12 protein-coding genes and 1 pseudogene are annotated in these 16,780 nt (G+C 42.2%); 3 read left to right on the forward strand and 10 right to left on the reverse strand.

Annotation, left to right across the window (positions count from 1 at the left end; genetic code table 11):
* Positions 1-430: 430 nt before the first annotated feature.
* On the forward strand, positions 431-3,136 hold the full coding sequence (locus tag GPLA_RS00975) for a M14 metallopeptidase family protein (protein ID WP_007102923.1): 2,706 nt from the start codon (positions 431-433) through the stop codon (positions 3,134-3,136).
* Between the two features lie 106 nt (positions 3,137-3,242).
* Here GPLA_RS00975 and fghA read toward each other — a convergent pair whose 3' ends face one another.
* The 10 genes and pseudogenes from fghA to GPLA_RS01020 all read right to left on the reverse strand — a co-directional run bounded on the left by fghA (position 3,243) and on the right by GPLA_RS01020 (position 11,013).
* On the reverse strand, positions 3,243-4,112 hold the full coding sequence (fghA, locus tag GPLA_RS00980; protein ID WP_007102924.1) for an S-formylglutathione hydrolase: 870 nt from the start codon (positions 4,110-4,112) through the stop codon (positions 3,243-3,245).
* The gene (locus GPLA_RS00985; RefSeq protein ID WP_007102925.1) at positions 4,112-5,230 is read right to left on the reverse strand and encodes an S-(hydroxymethyl)glutathione dehydrogenase/class III alcohol dehydrogenase; all 1,119 of its coding nucleotides are present in this window, start codon (positions 5,228-5,230) and stop codon (positions 4,112-4,114) included. Before GPLA_RS00985 ends, fghA begins: the two co-directional genes overlap by 1 nt.
* Before the next feature lie 56 nt (positions 5,231-5,286).
* Positions 5,287-5,727 (reverse strand): hypothetical protein, encoded by a 441-nt coding sequence (locus tag GPLA_RS00990; protein WP_226993022.1) that lies wholly within the window; start codon positions 5,725-5,727, stop codon positions 5,287-5,289.
* A 104-nt stretch (positions 5,728-5,831) separates the two neighbouring features.
* Positions 5,832-6,356 carry an amidohydrolase family protein gene (locus tag GPLA_RS00995; RefSeq protein WP_264370802.1) on the reverse strand — a complete coding sequence of 175 codons (525 nt, stop codon included), beginning with the start codon at positions 6,354-6,356 and terminating at the stop codon, positions 5,832-5,834.
* A gap of 52 nt (positions 6,357-6,408) precedes the next feature.
* Complete coding sequence (locus GPLA_RS23800) at positions 6,409-6,687, reverse strand: hypothetical protein (protein WP_226993024.1); 279 nt, start codon at positions 6,685-6,687, stop codon at positions 6,409-6,411.
* Between the two features lie 20 nt (positions 6,688-6,707).
* Complete coding sequence (locus GPLA_RS01000) at positions 6,708-7,475, reverse strand: SDR family NAD(P)-dependent oxidoreductase (protein ID WP_007102927.1); 768 nt, start codon at positions 7,473-7,475, stop codon at positions 6,708-6,710.
* A gap of 49 nt (positions 7,476-7,524) precedes the next feature.
* On the reverse strand, positions 7,525-7,974 hold the full coding sequence (locus GPLA_RS01005) for a DUF2721 domain-containing protein (protein WP_007102928.1): 450 nt from the start codon (positions 7,972-7,974) through the stop codon (positions 7,525-7,527).
* A gap of 3 nt (positions 7,975-7,977) precedes the next feature.
* Positions 7,978-8,265, reverse strand: a pseudogene (locus GPLA_RS01010) (30S ribosomal protein S12 methylthiotransferase); the annotation flags it as partial.
* A 178-nt stretch (positions 8,266-8,443) separates the two neighbouring features.
* Positions 8,444-10,315, reverse strand: a complete 1,872-nt coding sequence (locus GPLA_RS01015; protein ID WP_007102930.1) for a 2Fe-2S iron-sulfur cluster-binding protein — start codon at positions 10,313-10,315, stop codon at positions 8,444-8,446.
* A 2-nt stretch (positions 10,316-10,317) separates the two neighbouring features.
* A complete protein-coding gene (locus GPLA_RS01020) occupies positions 10,318-11,013 on the reverse strand; it encodes a hypothetical protein (protein ID WP_007102931.1) in 696 nt (231 codons plus the stop codon).
* Positions 11,014-11,402: 389 nt separating this feature from the next.
* On the opposite strand from GPLA_RS01020, the gene GPLA_RS01025 reads away from it, so the two are divergent.
* Together GPLA_RS01025 and GPLA_RS01030 are read left to right on the forward strand one after the other, a co-directional pair.
* Positions 11,403-13,523, forward strand: coding sequence for a winged helix-turn-helix domain-containing protein (locus GPLA_RS01025; RefSeq protein WP_007102933.1), 2,121 nt, complete (start codon positions 11,403-11,405; stop codon positions 13,521-13,523).
* 467 nt (positions 13,524-13,990) lie between these two features.
* Positions 13,991-16,774, forward strand: a complete 2,784-nt coding sequence (locus tag GPLA_RS01030; protein WP_226993025.1) for a TonB-dependent receptor domain-containing protein — start codon at positions 13,991-13,993, stop codon at positions 16,772-16,774.
* The last annotated feature ends 6 nt before the right edge of the window (positions 16,775-16,780 follow it).

Below are 16,780 nucleotides of genomic sequence, written 5' to 3' on the forward strand. Positions count from 1 at the left end.
GTTGTTAATGGCGTGTAATTTAACAGAATCAAACATTTTAACAGGTCAAACATATGATGTTTATTGCTGATTTAATTGGCTTACGATAAGGCACGGCTGAATGCGATGAAATTAGGAAGAAAGACTTGGCGTCGCTTAAGAGCAGGCGATTTTTATTTGCTTGGTTTTAAGGGCACCGTTAGAAATCTATCTGAGCATTTAGGAAAAGCGCTCGATTTTTGACCCTAGAGTTCAAAGCGACTTACTCATATAAATTCCCTTAAAATCAGTTCGTCAGCGACGTAACTCAGCTTATTTGCAGTAAAAATAGTTTAGTTAGGGATTATTTCGCCGATTGACTTAGGATCATTCGTTAGTTTGGGTATGATACGGCGGAACTATAAAAGTCATAAAAATGACGCGTAGAAGTAGATAAAAAACAGGGAACAAAATGAACGTAAAACACTTTATTATACCACTGTTATTCAGCGCGCTGGCGTGTTTTAGCGCGCTAACGCTTGCGGCAGATAACCGCACGGACAACTCGCCAGCTAAATGGCCTGACGTACAATACGACCACAAGATCCCTGATATACAAACGGTATTGGGTTATAAGACTGGGCAACGTATTACCTCTCACAGTGATATGCTGCGTTTTTTTGCAGCGTTGCAACAAGCTGCGCCCAAGCGGATTAAAATATTCGAGTACGGTGAAACATGGGAAGGGCGAAAGCTGATTTTTGCGGCGATTGGCAGTGAGCAGAATATTGCTAATTTAGCCCAGTTTTCCACTGATATGCAGGCGTTATCTGATCCCAGAGTGACCAATAAAAACCAAGCTAAAAATCTTATGACTGATTTGCCCGCTTCAGTTTGGTTAGAATACAGCGTGCATGGCAATGAAATCAGTAGCACTGATGCCGCCATGATGACGGCATATCATTTACTGGCCGCTACCGATGATGCCATTGTCAAAAATGCGCTGCAAAACAGTATTGTATTTATCGACCCCCTGCAAAACCCAGATGGTCGCAGTCGTTTTATCGCCAACTATTATGCTACCGTTGGCATGGTGCACAGCAGTGACCGTTTAACCGCTGAGCACAACGAGCCTTGGCCCCGTGGCCGTGCAAACCATTATTTGTTTGATATGAACCGCGACTGGTTAGCCATTACTCAGCCTGAAACCAAAGGCCGTATTGCCAGTATGAATAAATACCGCCCGTTAGTGGTCATTGATTTACATGAAATGGGTGGCGACGAAAGTTACTACTTTGCTCCAGCAGCTCAACCATTTAACCCTCATATGAGCCAAGACCAAATTGACAATATCAATTTGGTCGGACGCAACAATGCCAAGCATTTTGATGCCAATGGCTTCGATTATTTTACCCGAGAAATATTTGACGCTTTTTACCCTGGTTACGGCGACAGTTGGCCTACATTCTACGGTGCGGCCGCATCTACCTATGAAGTGGCGTCCTCTCGCGGCGAAGTATTTCGTCGCTTAGACGGTAAGAATTTAAGCTACGAAGATACGGTGTTACGTCACTTTGTTGCCTCTATGTCTACGATTGAAACCACAGCGAATAATCGTAGTAAACTATTAAAAGATTATTATCAGTATCAGCTAGATGCCATTGATGCGGGTGAATCTGACAAAAAAGAGCGTCTGTTTATTTTACCTAATAAACGCGACCGAGCAGGCAACTTTAAGTTAGCCAAACTGATGACTGAGCACGGTGTGGATGTGTATGAAACAACCGACAAGCTCAAATTGTGCGGAGTAAACTACGCCCCAGGCAGTTATTATATCGATAGCGCTCAACCAAGAGGGCGTTTCGTAAAAACGACGTTCACACAACAAGTGGATATGGACAAATCCTTTATTACCGAACAAGAGCGTCGCCGGGAACGTAAACTAGGCGATCAGATATACGACGTGACTGGCTGGTCATTGCCTTTAATGTTTAACCTTGACGTAGACACTTGTGGCAAGAGCCCATCCGGTAAACATCGTTTAGTCACCATGAGCGATACACTCAAGGGTAAAGTGACTAATCCTGATGCTGATGTCGCTTTTATTGTACCTTGGGGCGACATGGCAGCAGGGCGTTTTTTAACTGAGGCACTGCAACAAGATGTCGTTTTAAAAACGGCTGATCGTGCTTTCACCTTAGACAGCAAAACACAGTATCCTGCGGGTAGTCTTATTATCGAAATTGCGGCTAATTCAGGTGACATTGCGGCTAAGGTGCAGGAAATAGCCGCTAACAGCGGAGCGTTAGTGGATGGAGTTAACACCAGTTGGGTCACCGATGGTCCGAGTTTTGGTAGCAATGATACCTATGTTATCAGCGCCCCCAAAATAGCCATGGCCTGGGATGAGCCAACGTCATCGTTAAGCGCAGGTAATACTCGTTTTGTTATCGAGCAGCAATTTGGCTACCCAGTGAACGCTATTCGCACGTCAACACTGGTCAGTGCTGATTTACGCCATTATCAGGTGCTTATTCTCCCTTCGGGTCGTTACCAAGACGGATTGGGTAAAGTAGGAGCTGACAATATTAAGCAGTGGGTTGAAGCGGGTGGTGTGCTTATTACACTTGGCAGCGCCACACGTTTTGCCGCCGATGCAGACATTGCTTTATTAGATGTGAAACGCGAGCTTGCGGTAAAGGTCGAAGAGGCCAAAGACAAGCCTGACAGTGAATCTTCCACGGTTGCAGGTAAAGTGTACGCCAATCGCCAAGCCTTGGTTAAAGACAGTGAAAATGTGGAAGAAAGCCCTGATTTTGTTGCCGGTATTCTCGCCAACGTCGAAGTCGACCAAGAGCATTGGTTGACCGCAGGTGTGGCTCCTGACGTTGTGGCTATGGTGTACGGCAATGATATTTACACTCCTATCCGTTTAGCATCCGGTAAGAATCTGGCTTGGTTTGCGGATGAGAAGAATGTCTTAGCCAGTGGCTTTTTGTGGCAAGAAAACAAGCAACAGCTGGCGTATAAACCATTTTTGATACATCAGCCTAGGGGTAATGGAATGGTCATTGGCTTCACCCAAGAGCCAACCACTCGGGCGTATTTAGACGGTTTGAATGTCATGTTACTGAACAGTATATTTAGTGCGTCTGCTCATGCGCACGTAGCAAAATAATAGCTAACAGGTATCTTGTTAATGCGCCGTCATGACGCAATAAAAAACGCCAAGTGTCCTAAGCCACTTGGCGTTTTTTCTATGTGTAGAATAGTGAACGATTTAGTTAAACGTACTCGGCTAGGTGTTTGGCATGAAAACGCAAATGGTCTTCAATGAAACTACTGATGAAAAAGTAACTGTGATCATACCCTCCATGATAACGGAATTCAGCCGGGTAGCTTGTTGCTAGGGCGACGTCCTCCAAAGGTTTGGCCAACTTTTGCGTAGTATAAAAGTCATCTGCTAAACCTTGATCAATAAGCATGGGGATCTGCAAAAATTTCCCCTGCTCACGCATTAATTCGCAGCTATCGTATTGTTGCCATTCGCTTTTATCGTCGCCTAAATAATGGCTAAAGGCTTTTTGGCCCCATGGGCAATCCATGGGATTAACGATGGGGGAGAATGCCGATACCGAACTAAAACGCTTGACGTTAGACAGGGCAATCATTAACGCGCCATGCCCCCCCATTGAGTGTCCAGCAATAGCGGCTTTGTCATGCACGTTAAAATGTTGTTGGATCACATTCGGTAGCTCATCAACTATGTAATCGTACATACGATAATGCTTAGCCCAAGGTGCTTGTGTCGCGTTAATGTAAAAGCCTGCGCCTAAGCCAAGATCGTAGGCTTCGTCATCCGCATCTGGTACATCGTCGCCTCGCGGGCTAGTGTCTGGTATAACCAGCATGATGCCCAGTTCACTGGCAATTCGCTGTGCCCCTGCTTTGCTGACAAAGTTTTCGTCAGTGCAGGTTAAACCACTTAGCCAATAAACTACGGGCACGGTTGTTCCGTTTGCGGCATCAGGGGGTACATAGACACTAAACGTCATTTCACAGTTTAAGACACTAGAAGTGTGGCTAAAACGTTTCTGCCAGCCGCCAAAACAGCGGTTAGCCGCCAGCTCGTTCAGGTTAGTGGCAGTATTCATTAATAATGCACCACGGAGCGGATTGATTTGCCTTCATGCATTAAATCGAATGCTGTGTTGATATCTTCAAGTGGCATGGTGTGCGTGATGAAGGTATCTAACTCAAATTCACCGTCCATGTAACGCTGCACATAGTCAGGTAACTGACTACGGCCTTTTACCCCGCCAAATGCTGAACCACGCCATACTCGGCCCGTTACTAACTGAAACGGACGAGTGGATATTTCTTGACCGGACCCAGCAACACCAATGATCACGGATTCGCCCCAGCCTTTATGGCAACACTCTAAGGCAGAACGCATGACATTCACATTGCCGATGCATTCGAACGAGAAGTCTACGCCGCCATCGGTCATATCGACGATGACTTCTTGAATTGACTTGTCATGATCTTTTGGGTTAACTACGTCGGTGGCGCCTAGCTGTTTGGCAATCTTGAATTTATCTTCATTTACGTCTATCGCAATGATACGACCGGCTTTCGCCATCTTGGCGCCGATTAACACAGATAAACCAATGCCGCCTAAACCAAACACGGCAACCGTGTCGCCTTCTTGTACTTTAGCTGTGTTAGTCACTGCCCCCATACCTGTAGTGACGCCGCAGCCCAGTAAGCAGACTTTTTCAAGGGGAGCTTCTTTGGGTATTTTTGCCAGCGCTATTTCCGCGACTACTGTATGTTCGGCGAATGTTGAGGTGCCCATATAATGATAAATAGGTTTGCCATTTTTGGAGAAACGCGTGGTGCCATCTGGCATCAAACCTTTTCCTTGGGTGGCACGGATCGCCTGACATAAATTGGTTTTACCCGATAAGCAGAATTTACATTCACCACACTCAGGGGTGTATAACGGAATAACGTGATCGCCTACTTCAACAGAAGTAACACCTTCGCCGATGGCTTCTACTATGCCTGCGCCTTCGTGACCTAAAATAGCGGGGAATATGCCTTCTGGATCATCTCCCGATAAGGTATAGGCATCGGTATGGCATACACCGGTGGCGATGATTTTAACTAATACCTCGCCTTTTTGCGGCGGCATTAAGTCAACTTCTTCGATGGACAATGGTTCTCCGGCTGCCCAAGCAACCGCTGCACGAGTTTTAATGCTTTGCATATGGTGTATTCCTTTTAGATTCTATTGAGCCGATTGATACAGGCTAGATAAATTTACTATTGAGATGCCACTGACTTACACGCACCCATTAACCGGATACGTCTTGACTCCCAAATAATGTCATCGATGCTATAACCATTGGGGCATAAATCCCGTTTTTCTAGGGTGTTTTTAAGGTTATGCACGGCCTTGTCTTCCAGTGCTAGTTTTGTTTCGTTGTCTGGCTGGGGATTAAAATTGGAGCCAATAGGGCGAGCAGGGCGATTACTCAAGCCATCGTGTCTACCGTCTCGGCCGCCTCGGTTTGTTGATTCTTCTTCGGGTAAGTTAAACCATGATAAAGCAAAAGCGAATTGGGTCTCTCCCTCAGGTCCAATTTGGGTACTAAATTTATCTGTGGTTTCGATGGGCTTAGGTTCATTGCTCGCGCAACCGGATAAGCCGACAACGAGTAGGATTAAGGACAATGTATACACGTTCTTTGTGTGTGTTTTCACTTAAATTTACTCACTTTTTTAGATATCTAGGGTTAGTCTAAACGCTTTGGTGGGGGCAGCGCAATTGACGTGTCCTGCTGAGCGATATAGCCAGGTGTGATTGTTTAAAATTGATACCAAAATGCACTGTTTTTATGCACTAACAATTCACTGGTGGAGTCACTTAGGCCTAACTGTGCGGTATAAGTTCGCCATAATTCGGCGTAAGAGCAGCTAAATGTATTAAGCGGAAAGTTACTCGCCAGCATTACCCGGCTTTGTGCCATAGTTTCCAGGCATGTTACCAGTACCCTTTGAATATCGTTTCGCGAGTAAGTACGGTTTTGCATTTCCCAGTCAGATAGTTTAATCGCCACTTGAGGATATTGTGCCAATAACGTGAGGTTTTGCTGCCAGACTTGCCACGCAGCACTCGTATTCGAAGTGGGGGGCCAGCCGCCATGGTTTATAATGATCCGCAGCTCAGGTGTGTTTTCTAAAACCTTGCACAGAGCCTGAGTGGCGGAGATATCTTGCAATGAAAATTGTGCATCGAAGCTAAGTCCGTGCTTGGCAAGTAACGCCAGGTGTTGTTGAAACCTTTTCGTGGTTAATAGGCCTTGCGCGTCATCATCGAGTATGTGACGCACTCCCACTAAAGATGAATGGGTTTGTAGTTTACTCAGTACGGCTGGAAAATTTTTAGCGCATAAATCCCCCCCCCGCAACACTTTTAAACGGCAACGTACAATGTTGCTCTAACCAGTCAAGTTCGCGCCAAGGTTGTGCGTTATCAAACCCGGCTTCGATGTGCACAAAGCCGGCGAGTGTATGTTCAGGTGAAAGTCTTAAATCGTGTTCAGCAAAATTTTGATTTATCTTGTTTTTGTCGGGCCAGCTTGGAAGGTGCTGGGGCTTTAGCCAGTCGTATTGCCCATTATCAAGATTAAAAAGGTGCAGGTGGGGATCAATTATGTCCATTTTTAGGGGCCATTTATTGCTTATTGGGCTGTGTAGCCGCCATCTATTACCTGCAAACTTCCGGTAATAAACTGGGCATTTTCACTGGCTAAAAAATAACATAGCTGGGCGACTTCATCAGGCTGACCTAAGCGTCCGAGCGGCTGTAAAGCGGCTTCTTCGGCATGAACTTCTTGTGCATCACGTCCAGACTGGGCGAGATATTTGTCGATAGCCGTGTGGTATAGGGGAGTTTCTATGGTGCCTGGACACACTGCGTTAGCGCGAATATTGTACATGGCGTAATCCAATGCGGTGGTTTTAGCCATGGATGCTAAGGCCGACTTAGTCAGGTTGTAGGCAAAGGAGTTATGTTTGGCGATAAGTGCCTGATCCGATGCCATTAAGATAATCGACCCCCCTTGATGTTTGACCATACTGGGCAGCACACCTTGTATGGCTCCGTATGCACCTTTGACATTGATGGCGAACATACGATCGAGATCTGCTTCGCTGGTTTGCTCAATATTCGCTGACAGGTGTACTCCGGCATTTGATATCAAGCAATCTACTTTAGGGCTCAGGGCGAGGACATTTTGCATGGCGTTTTGTACTTGGTTAATCTGTGATACGTCACATTGTAACCATTGGATATTAGAGGATTGCTCGCCCAGAATAGGCGTCGGGGCATGTAAATCTAAGTTGAATACCCGATAACCTTTATTGGCAAACAGCTGACAAATCGCTGAGCCAATACCAAAACTACCACCGGTGACGATACACACTTTTTGCTGTAATTGTTCAGTCATAACGCCTCATGAATTAGCTGATTGACGAGGGGCTATGAGCCCCTTGGGTTTATTCGTCGTCAAACTCTTTACCCATTTGTAATGTACGGGTAGCAAGTTGTACTTCTTTTAAGAATGATACGAGGGCAACAATAAGCAGCAATAATGCGATAACAAATAAAATAACCACACTTTGGGTAAGGTTAATCAATAAGAACTCACCGATAAACAAGCAGCACACCACGGCGCAAACAAAAAGTGCTGAGGCGGTGCACATGCCGATTGAACGATTAATGATTTTTATACGTCGCCAAAGATATTTCAATTCAACCTGGGATATTTTTAATTTTTCAGGATTTTTCAAAATCGCGACACGTCTTTCGATAATGCGTGCTCTGTCGACGATACGGCCTAAACGGCCAGACATAACATTTAAAAAGCCCGCTATGCCGGTCAACATAAAGACCGGCGCGACGACGATTTGAATGACTTGGGCTAAATCAGAAATCGACGATTCCATTAATTAGGCACTCATGTCGTTAACTGCCACGCGAGCGGCCCACAAATCGTATTCATCAGAATGCTCAATTGTCGCAGTAATGAGATCGCCAGGTTTGAGTTCAACATCACCGTTTAAATACACCAAACCGTCAATTTCAGGAGCATCGGCAAAGCTGCGACCAATGGCGCCTTCTTCGTCGACTTCATCGATTAATACTTGTATGGTTTGACCAATACGGCGTTTAAGTTTAGCTGTGCTGATTTGTTGTTGTTTTTGCATGAAACGGTCATAACGTTGTTGTTTTAGGTTTGCGTTTGACTCATGGTCACTTCTAAGCATATTGGTTGCAGCTCAAGTTAATGTAGTTGGAAGGTTCACTTCGAATTGTATTTTTTTGCAAAACATATACTTTACCCCTTCCACATTAACTTGCCTACCAATATGTCCCAACTTCTCGCGACCTAACCAGCAACGACTACCTTAACCATTAATTGGAAAAGTCATCACATAGTATTTCGGAATCCTTTACGCCTTGATTTTTCAGCATAACAATAGTGTCTAACATCATTTTTCTAGGGCCACATAAATAAAATTCAAGTTGGTTTAAATTTCCAAGCGTAAGAAATGAATGCTCTATTATCTGCTGTACATAACCAGTTTCACCGTGCCAATCTGATTCGGGTTTTGATAACACAGGTGTAAAATAAAAGTTTTGATGTTCAGAGGAAAGTTTTTCAAATAGCTCTCGATGAATTAAATCAATTTTATGACGTGCCCCAAAGTAAAAGTGCATATTTTGTTGGCATTTAAGTTTTTCTAACTGTTCCAGAATTATCGATTTGAGTGGAGCCATTCCCGAGCCTGCCCCTATCATAACCATTGTTTTTGTAACGTCATGCTGCGAGTCTTTAACATGAAATTTTTCGAACGGGCCAATCGCCTCAATGCTTTCGCCAGGCTGCATGTTACAAATGTAATTTGAGCCAAAGCCAGGGGATAAGTCTGCTTTAGGGGCAGGTTGCATTTTTATTAAGAAAACCAATTCATTTGTTTGAGTATCATAATTAGCCAGTGAATAGCAGCGGCTGATTGCTGGGTGTTTATAATTTAACTTTACAATAGGTTCCCAGAGTGGCTGAAACTCACTAGGAAGTGTTGGCGGCACGGCACTTCCCTTTGCAGCTGGAATATTAAACTGTATATAGGCACCCGCTTTGAAGTTTAGAGGTTTTTCGCTATTACGTTTAAAGCGTAACTCCTTTATATAAGGGCTCAAAAATTTTGAATGAGTTAATATTAACTTTTGTTTTTTTGCGTTGTGAGCCAATAATTCAACTTCTTTAACTTCGCTGCTGTTATGTTGACAAGCGAGTCGATGACCCGCATCAATTTCGTCCTGAGTCAATAAAGCACGCTCTGCTGAATTACAGCTTAAAGTGGGATTTAACTTTACCTTACATTGTCCACATGTACCCCCACCGCCACAAGTGGATGGAATAAGAATGTCATGTGCATTTAGGCTCTCCATTAAGTTTTTATGACTAGAAATATTCAATTTAGCTAGTGATTGGTTTAATGGGTTTTTGACTGATACAGGATATTTTTTAGCTAAAAAGCGAATACGGTAATTGCCGCCAAATGCTAATTGGATTGTCCAAATAAAGCCTGAGAGGCACAGCCAAAGAGTAATGAATGCAAATAGAATAATATGCCAACTATTGAACCCGCCAACACCGTTATAATCCATAAAATGCAACATGAAGAAAAAGTCAGCTAAACGTTTGTCGTCATCACTATGGGAGATCAATTCGCCAGTTCGTGCGTCAACGTACACACTTGTATTAACATTATCGCCGAAGTTGATTTGCCAAACTTGGTTTTTCTCTCTTACCATGTCGTCTATGGGCGGCGTCAACTTTGTTGCTGATAATAGTTCTCCTGGGCCATTATATGAGCGATTGGCGATATATGTAGCTAACTCGGCATCAATCATTTTTGGTTGGCCTGTATAAGCATCGACAAGGGTATAATCACTCACGAAATGCCGTCTCAATCCTTTGTGGTGAGTTAACAAGTAGTAAGGCTTTTCTTGTAAAGAAATAAACTTAATTGATTGGGTAGGGAGTGGAACCGAACCGCTGTTTGCTCGAATATTTTCTAAAATAGCCTGTGGATCTTTAAGTTTAGGCTGGTATGCGGCGAGTGATCTTGCCACTGATGGAATTTTGTTCTGATACTGGTCTCCGTGAATTTTATTCACATCCATAATATTGAAATAAAAACCACTTAATAACCAAATTAGTAACTGTATTCCCACTAAAACGGAGGCCCATTTATGTATCAATTTGATAAGCTGCATCTTCACGCCTCCTTAGCTTTACGTAGAACCGTAAAGTAACTTAATCCCAAACCCAGTAAACATGCGCCAATACTGAATAAAGTTAGCCAAAAAAGCAGCCAATTGTCGTGTTCGCGATTATTGTAATCAGCCAAGTGAAAGCGAAACATCCAGTCGAATATTCGCCAAAAATTGTGACGGTAACGAACTAATTTGCCTGATTCTGCAGAGATGTAGATTGAAGGGCTACTAAAGGCATCATAGTCAATTCGATATGCCGGTAAAAATTTTTTGTTTAATCCGTAAGGTGGGTTTTGTGTAATTAAGTTAATTTCTTTTACTGCAGATGTACCGCTGTAATAGTAATTTGAGATTTCCGTTGCCCGCTTTTCGCCAAATGGAGCAAGGCGTTCACCTGTAAGGGCACTGAGTAACAGTTGTTGCTTACCATTGATCACATGATAAACAGTTTGGCCGGCTAGCGTTGCCAATTCAATATCGGTAGCTCCAGGGTATAAAGCTAAAATATCAGTCAGAGTGAATTTAACATCCTCAGAGTCGATATTTGGTTGATGCTCTTTAATTAAGTTGTTGCCATGAATATAGTTAAGGTCAATCACTACCATATATGTACCAGTGACTGACCAAATGACAAATTGAGTACCTAAAAACAGCATCATCCACTTATGATATTGACGGATCTTATTTACTAACTTCATCCACTTTAACCTTCAACTTTAATTTCTAAGATAGGGCAGGCCTGTCACTTTTGGCACCGCTTAATATGGGTCTTTAACAAGCGCGAACGCATTATTGTATTTTTATCTTTGAGTATTCAAACATTGGAACTCTTTTTTGGCTCAATTAAACATCTTTTATATGTCTTTTTCTTTTTTTACTCTATATTACAATGGTTTAGGAGGAGTCTAGTATGGAAGGTGTGGTTGCCTATTTGGGATTATTAAATGGTTTGAAGCCTCCAGATTTATGTTTTAAATACTTGTTGTGCTACGTAGAAATTTTATTCTTGTTCAAATTGGGATATATTATCCAGCGAAAAATTTTGCAACCTTTTAGCTAACCTATTGATTTGAAGTGATGTCTACGCATGGCAGTATATGGTCCGTTTAAACTTGAGTCGTGCATAATCAAACCTCACGATTATTCTATAAAATTTCCCGATGGCCAGGCAAAATTACTGCAACCTAAATTTATCTATGTATTAGCCTACTTAGCCGAACATTTTCCTCGATTAGTTACCCGAGAAGAGTTAATTGAAGAGATATGGGACGGGAATTTCCCGGTGGGAGAAAAAGCCCTTACTAATGCTATCTGGAATTTGCGCAATGAATTTAAGCAATTCGAGAATATTAATCTCGAAACTGTACGTAGAAAGGGTTATCGATTATTAACAAAACCAGAATATATCTATCCGGATAATGAAAGTTGTAGTGAGAGTGTTGCTGCAGATAAAGTCAATAAACAAGCTGGTGTTTTAGGCAAAAAAATTGCTGTTTCTGCCGTTGCAGTGGTGATCATCACTTTACTTTGGCAACTTATATCGCAATCAATTATAACAAAAAACACTGATATCGTAAGCTTGACCTCAGAGCCTGGGCGCGAGGTTTATCCTATGGTATCGCCTGATGAACGTTATTTGATTTTTACTTGGCGTCACATTACTGGCTCACCAAATTTATATATTAAAGACCTTAGCGATACGTTGTCAAAATCAAGGCAAATTACCTTTACTGAAAATTATGAGGGGCGAGCAGTTTGGCATCCCAATAGTGAGGTGGTTTACTTCCAGCGCAAACATTGGGATTTCAAGCGTTGTGATGTTGTCCGGTTAAACATTGTTACTATGGTGGAGAAAAAAATTGCCACATGTGATGCTGAAAAAGATTTTTCGTTGGCAATTTCAGCTGACGGCGTTTTTTTAGCTTATGTGGTTAAAAAACAAAGTAATCAACACCTTAACGTCAAGTTAATCAATCTTAATAGTAATGCGATGGAAGCTACACTTTTACCATGTCATCAAAAATGCAATTTCCAGGATTTGGATTTAGCTTTTTCACCTGATGGTCAGCAATTAGCCTTATCTCGTACTGCAAGTGACGGCATGAACGAAGACATATTTCTATATAATTTAAACAAGCGAAAATTACAACATCTTGTCGCTACTGAAGGGCGTTTACGCGGTTTAACTTGGCATCCAGATGGCGAACGTATTCTTTATGGTGGGGAAGAGTCAGGACAACGGAACGCTTATCTTGTTGCTTTAAGGGATAGAAAAACAGTTAACCTTAATGTTCCTGGTTTTAGTTATCCAAGTTTCATTCCTAACAGTCATCAGGTTGTTTATCACAGCCGTGAAGACATCAGTAAACTGTCCACATTGGACTTAAGTGAAGCAACTGGTGCGACACTTTTTCCACTGATACATTCCAATTATATCTATAAAGACCCTCATTATAGTGAGGCAAATAACAGCATAGCCTTTATTTCTACGGAATCGGGTTATGAAGAGATTTGGAGTGCTGATCCCGACGGAAGTAATCGAAAACAACTGACTAAATTGAAAAGACATCTGTCGTCTCCAAGGTGGTCACATAATGGTAGATATATTGCGTTTTTAGCGCCAGATAAAGAAACTAAGCGCAGTGCCTTGTTTGTACTTAATCTTAAAGAAAGTAACCTGATCCAGATGGATAGTAAATTTGAACAGTACTTTAGGCCTTCTTGGTTACGAGACGATAGCGGGCTTATTGCGGGCGCTAAGTTTAAGGGCAGTTCAGCGCTTTATGGTTTTCCAATAAATGAAAGTCCACCTTACGTCATCATAAATCAATCGATAACTTACGCAGAGCAAGCGGAAAACGGTGATATATGGTTTTCTAAAGGCCGTAATCTTGGCTTGTGGCGGTATTCTTCACTTAATAAAGCAGATAAGCCAATACAGGTACTCAGCGATAAGGTGTTTCAGGTTGAACATCACTGGGAGTTAACCAAGGATGGCGTTTTTTTCCAGCATGATTACGCTAATTACCATCAAATACAGTATTTTAATTTTAATACCCAAGAAATTATAACGCTGGTAAAACTGCCATTTGGCACCATTTCCCGTAAGTCATCCATTACTTATATTCCTAATCTCAAAAAACTTGTGATTGCCGAGCAAGAATTTGTTAATACAGATATAAAACAGTTATCTCATTCAAGTTTATAAAAAGTGTAAATACTCAAAAGTAAAGTCTAATGGCAGCTCAATGTATGGGGAGAGTTTAAAATTTTTACCTCTATCCCAGTCGTTGATTCATTGTATTAATGACCTTTGAGTGAATGCAGCAAAAACATTCGATCGAAAACTGTCATTCCTCATCTCCACTTAAAACCTTTTGAAAACCAATACGGGTGTGCGGAGATGTTAGTCACAGTTAACTATTTTGTGATTGTAAATATCCAGAGCCAATCTTGAGAACAACTTTAACTCATTGTATTAAAAGAAAAAGATAAATAAAAGACATACAATAGAGCTTAAAAAGAGACTCGATATTTGAGTTTTACTTTCGTTCGAATTACTACTGGTGTGGGTTAAATTGACGTGCTCAATAAAAGCAACTCTGGGAAAAGGTAAAGCAGTAAAATAAATGTAATTCTTTGGGGATTAAAATGTACAGAAAAAAAATAAATATAATGGACAAAAAACTATCCTTAATCACTATATCACTATTAACCGCACTTGGTACAGCGACAGCTGACGAAAGTGCAGTAGATGATCGGGTTGCGGTTGAACGAATTCAAATCACTGGTTCTAGTATCAAACGAACAGATATCGAGGGAGCTTTACCCTTAGCAACTATTTCTGCAGAAGACATTGCCAATTCTGGCGTCACTTCAGTATCAGAGTTAATTCAAAAAATACCTGCGATGCAAGGGTATCAAGTCGGAGCTCAGTCTGTTGGTGGCGGGGATAGCAGTGGTAACAATGGTAAACAAACTGTGTCACTGAGAGACCTTGGCGGTTCCTATACGCTAGTGTTACTCAATGGACGTCGTATGGCCTCTGCAGATAGTGGCGGCACAGTCGATATTAGTTCCATTCCGCTCGCGGCGATTAAACGAGTAGACGTGTTGATGGATGGCGCCTCAGCGTTATATGGCTCTGACGCAATTGCGGGTGTGGTTAATTTCATCATGAAAGATGATTTTCAGGGCCTAACGGTCAGTGCGCGAGCTGACAAACCACAAGAAACTGGCGGCGAAAGTTCTGAATTCAGTATTACGGGGGGATTTGGTAACTTAAATTCGGATGGTTTCAATGTTTTGATGACTTATAGTCATTCAGAAAATGAAAATTTACGCTCGCTTGATCGTGAGTTTGGTAAAACCGGTATTGTGCCGTTTAATTACAACGGTGAAGATTTATTTTTATTACGCGCTTCATCGAATGCCATTCCAGCAAATTTATATTTAACCTTTGATCAAGAAATCGATGGCTCAACCAGTAAAGCATATAATCCATATGCAGAAATCAACGGTGAATGTGCGCAATATAACTACGCTTCAGGCTCTACTTGTATCTATGACTATACTGAGAATCTAGAAATCTCGCCTGAAAGTGAAAGCGATAACTTGTATCTACAAGGCAGTGTTTATTTAAATGATAATACCGAATTATATGCCTCAGGTAGTTATTCAACCTACAGTATAACAACCCGCATTGCGGCTAATACACTCAATAATTACAAGTTTGAATTGGACTCGCCTTTTGTCACTAACTTGGTTCAACCTTTGTTAACTGATGCACAATATGATGCACTTGCTGATGTTAAAATCCGCTGGCGTACGCGTCCTGCTGGCAGTCGTTCTAACGAATATGACACTGATACTTTCAATTTTACAACTGGCTTACGAGGTGACTATGGCGATGTTTCTTATGATTTTGCGTTAACCCAAGCAAATAGTACCCGTGACAGAAACATGGTTTCCGGTTATTTAATTACAGATCAACTATCTGCTTTGCTAGATAGCGGGGCGATTGATGTATTTGCCAGACCTGAACAATTATCCGAAAGCATGAATGAAGCATTACGCGCGATTACTTACAGTGGTAACTGGGATACCCTCAAAACTAAAACAAGTGCTATTGAAGGCAGTGCCTCAGCTCCAGCTTTTGAATTGCCAGCTGGTCTTGTTTATGTCGGAGGGGGATTTGACTACCGGGAAAATGAGTTTATTAGTGTTACCAGTCAGGCTAATAAGGACTCGATATTAACAGGCTCACCAGACGCCGAGTATGACTTGTCTAGAGAGACTTATGGTGTTTACCTTGAAGCTGTTGCGCCTATTATTGATGGCTTAGAAGTTACCACTGCGGTTCGTTACGATAATATCGGTGCGGTTAATGATGGTAAACGTGCCGCGAATGCGCAGCAAGTTAACGATGATGCATCAGACACAACTTATAAAATATCTTTATCATATCGCCCAAATGATGATTTATTGCTACGAGGCTCGATTGGAACAGGCTTTAAATCTGCGTCAATGATCGATATTGCAGGGCCAAAAGTAGATGCAGGGGTCACATCTCAAAACTATGATTGTCCTCTCGCCGCGTCACATCCATTAGCGCAATATTGTTTCCCGCAGTTATCGCAGTATGCGATTGCAACCTCAGGTAATGATGAACTGCAGCCAGAGACCTCAAAACAACGTTCAGCCGGTTTTGTTTATGCGCCTTCCAATGAGTTTAGCGTTAGTGTTGATTGGTGGCAGATTAATCTCACCAATCAGGTTAAGAAAGTGACTCAACAGCAAATATTTGCGGATCCAGTTACCTACAATAGCCTTTATGGCACGCTTTTAAATGAGCTAAGTGGGGAGTTGGAAATTCAAGTATTGCAAGCGCCAGTAAACATTGGCAAATCGAATAACCAGGGGATAGATTGGGTTGTTTCCCTAGGGCATGATTTCTCTATGGTATACCTTCGTTCAACTTTGCGAGGTGCTTATATCCTTGAGAGTGAAACCTTACGAGTGGGTACGATAGATATCTATGACACCAGTCTAGGTAAATTTGGTACCGATAGTAAAGTAACTTTTCCACACATTATCCAGTGGACTAATAATTTTAGTCATGGGGATTTTGCACACTCAATTAATCTAAACTATCGCAGTGGTTACGAGGATCAAACTTACTCGGCTAACGCTTCACAAATTCGCTATCAGTCTGATATTGATCAGCGCTTTGAACAGGCAATTGAACGTAATGTAAGTAGTTATCTGACAGTTGATTATCTGACTCAATGGGATGTTAACGACAGTGCAAGTGTAGGTTTCGGTATCAAGAACTTACTTGATCGTCAGCCTCCATTATCTCTGCGTAGTTCAGGTGGTGGTTATCAAGTTGGTTATGACCCAAGATATGTTGACCAACTAGGCCGTACGTATTACTTAAAAGGGACGTATAGCTTTTAATCGTTT

It is taken from the genome of Paraglaciecola polaris LMG 21857, assembly GCF_000315055.1.
Taxonomy (GTDB): domain Bacteria; phylum Pseudomonadota; class Gammaproteobacteria; order Enterobacterales; family Alteromonadaceae; genus Paraglaciecola; species Paraglaciecola polaris.